This is a genomic window from Mycobacterium sp. TH-M15 (assembly GCF_057473705.1).
On record NZ_JBYCLB010000304.1, the window covers coordinates 1 to 3,149 of the forward strand.

Consider the following 3,149-nt stretch of genomic DNA (forward strand, 5'->3'; position numbering starts at 1 on the left):
AGCCCGTGGATGGTGGCCGGGTGCTGGTCTCGCCAGCCGCCGACCGGGTCGGGGCTGACCCTGGCCAGCGCGGCCAGCGGCCGGTTGGTCAGCGCGCGCAGTGCCAGTAGCTGCTCGCCGCCGGCGGTGCCGGCCAGGGCGAGCACCGCACGCTTGCGCCGGAAGAAGCGCAGCCGCAGCATCAGCCACGGCATGCCCACGATGGCGATCGGAGCCGCGGCCACCGCGATCGCGAGCAGCACGGCCAGCCACCGCGCGGTGGTGTCCAGCGTCTGCCCGCCGCCGGCGATATCGAGCGCAGCGGCGCTGGCTCCGGTGAGCGGCCTGCTGATCGTGTCGCCGACCAGCGGGATGCGGTCGGCGCTGCTCCCCGCCGACCTCAGGTTCTCGGCGACGCCGGTGGCCCCGGACTCCATCTGCCCGCCGACTGCGGCGATCAGCGAGACCGCTTTGTGCACCAGCAGGCCGACCACGACCCAGGTGATCGTCCAGGCGGCGATCAATGCGTCGCTGAACAGCTGAGCCAGCATTCGGGCCGGGGTGGTGGCGTAGGGCAGAAACCGCGATGTCATGAAGCCGATCCCAGCACAGACCGGGGTCGCACGGGCGGCGTCGACCCGTCCCCCGCAAGCGGGAGGTGCCCCAGCGCCCGGCTTCGCCGCGCTTGCGGTCGTCGCTAGGCTGAGGCGATGGTGTGTCCAGCGTCGCGTCCGGCGCTCTCCGACTACCAGCACGTGGCCAGCGGGAAGGTGCGCGAGCTGTACCGCATCGACGACGCGCACCTGCTGTTCGTGGCGACCGACCGGATCTCCGCGTTCGACCACATCCTGGACACCCAGATCCCGGACAAGGGCCGCATCCTGACCGCGATGAGCGTCTTCTTCTCCGGCCTGGTCGAGCTGCCGAATCACCTGGCCGGACCACCCGACGACCCGCGCATCCCCGACGAGGTCCTGGGCCGGGCACTGGTGGTGCGCAAGCTCACCATGCTGCCGGTGGAGTGCGTGGCCCGCGGCTACCTCACCGGGTCGGGGCTGTTGGACTACCAGCAGAGCGGCTCGCTGTGCGGAATTCCGCTGCCGGCCGGGCTGGTGGAGGCCAGCAAATTCGCCAACCCCCTCTTCACCCCGGCGACCAAAGCCGAGATCGGCGCGCACGACGAGAACATCGCGTTCGCCCGGGTGATCGAGCTGGTCGGCCCGGTGCGGGCCAGCCAGCTGCGCGACCGGACCCTGCACGCCTACGAGCAGGCCGCTCTGCACGCGCTGAAGAAGGGCATCATCGTCGCCGACACCAAATTCGAGTTCGGCGTAGACGAACACGACAACCTGGTGCTGGCCGACGAGGTGCTCACGCCCGACTCGTCGCGTTACTGGCCGGCGGCCGGTTACCGGGCCGGAGTGGTGCAGAACAGCTTCGACAAGCAGTTCGTCCGAAACTGGCTGCTCGGCGCCGAATCCGGCTGGGACCGCGGTGGGTCGCAGCCTCCGCCGCCGCTGCCTGACGAGATCGTGGCGGCAACCCGTGACCGCTATATCGAGGCCTACGAACGGATCTCCGGGCTGCGATTCGCCGACTGGATCGGCCCGAGCGCGTGAGCCGCACACCCACACCGCCCGTCGCCAAGCGGGCGGAGCACAAGCGGGTGCACCACGACGACGTCTTCGTCGACCCGTACGAGTGGCTGCGGGACAAGGCCGACCCGGAAGTGATCGGCTACCTGGAGGCCGAGAACGGCTACACCGACGCCGTCACCGCCCACTTGGCGCCGCTGCGGCAACAGATCTTCGACGAGATCAAGGCACGCACCAAGGAGACCGACCTGTCGGTGCCGACGCGCCGCGGCGACTGGTGGTACTACGCACGCAGCTTCGCGGGCAAGCAGTACGGCGTGCAGTGCCGTTGCCCGATCGGTGACCCCGACGACTGGAGCCCGCCGACCTTCGACGAGGGTGTTGCCGTCGACGGCGAGCAGGTGCTGCTTGACCAGAACGTCGAAGCCGAAGGCCACGACTTCTTCTCGCTGGGTGCGCTCAGCGTCAGTCTCGACGGCAACGTGCTCGCCTACTCGGTGGACGTGGTCGGCGACGAGCGGTACACGCTGCGGTTCAAGGACTTACGCACTGACGAGCTCTACCCGGACGAGATCACCGGCATCGGCGCGGGCGCGACCTGGGCGGCCGACAACGCCACCGTGTACTACGTCACCGTCGACGACGCCTGGCGGCCGGACACCGTGTGGAGGTATCGGCTGGGTGCGGATCAGCCCGCCGAGCAGGTTTACCACGAGGACGACGAGAAGTTCTGGTTGAGCGTGGGCCGCACCCGAAGCGATGCCTACCTGATGATCGTCGCCGGTTCGGCGATCACCTCCGAGGTGCGCTACGGCGACGCCGCCGCTCCCGACGCGTCGTTCCGCATCGTGTGGCCGCGCCGCGAAGGCGTCGAGTACGCGGTGGACCACGCCGTGGTCGGCGGCGAGGACCGCTTCCTGATCGTGCACAACGACGACGCGGTGAACTTCACCCTGGGCGAGGCCCCGGTGACCGACCCGTCGACGCTGCGCACCCTGATCGCGCACCGCGACGATGTGCGGCTGGAAGGGGTGGACGCCTTCGCCGATCAGTTGGTGGTCAGCTACCGTTCCGGGGCGCTGCCGCGAATCCAACTGTGGCCCATCGCCGACGGCGACTACGGTGAGCCCGCTGATGTGGTCTTCGATTCGGAGTTGATGTCGTGCGGGCTGGGCGCCAACCCGAACTGGAAGTCGCCGAAGCTGCGGGTGGGGGCGACGTCGTTTCTCACCCCGACCCGGATCTACGACATCGACCTGTCCAGCGGGGAGCGGACGTTGCTGCGCGAGCAGCCGGTGCTCGGCGGCTATCGCCGCGAGGACTACGAGGAGCATCGCGCCTGGGCGGTGGCCGACGACGGCACCCGGGTGCCGATCTCGATCGTGCGCCGCCGCGCGGCGGTCGAGCGGCCCGCCCCGACGCTGCTGTACGGGTACGGGGCCTACGAGATCTGTCAGGACCCGGCGTTCTCGATTGCCCGGCTGTCGCTGCTGGATCGGGGGATGGTGTTCGCGATCGCCCATGTCCGCGGCGGCGGTGAGATGGGCCGGCTCTGGTACGAGCACGGCAAGCTGC

Annotated in this window: 3 protein-coding genes; 2 read left to right on the top strand and 1 reads right to left on the bottom strand. The window is 69.7% G+C overall.

Annotated features, from left to right (window positions below):
• Positions 1 to 572: hypothetical protein (locus AC2VNT_RS07100; protein WP_486946179.1), on the bottom strand; the 572-nt coding region annotated here is incomplete at its 3' end.
• Positions 573 to 689: 117 nt separating this feature from the next.
• Here AC2VNT_RS07100 and AC2VNT_RS07105 point away from each other — a divergent pair.
• On the top strand, positions 690 to 1,598 hold the full coding sequence (locus AC2VNT_RS07105; RefSeq protein WP_486946180.1) for a phosphoribosylaminoimidazolesuccinocarboxamide synthase: 909 nt from the start codon (positions 690 to 692) through the stop codon (positions 1,596 to 1,598).
• Positions 1,595 to 3,149, top strand: a 1,555-nt coding sequence (locus tag AC2VNT_RS07110) for a S9 family peptidase (RefSeq protein WP_486946181.1), incomplete at its 3' end; no start/stop codon positions are given. The genes AC2VNT_RS07105 and AC2VNT_RS07110, both read left to right, overlap by 4 nt.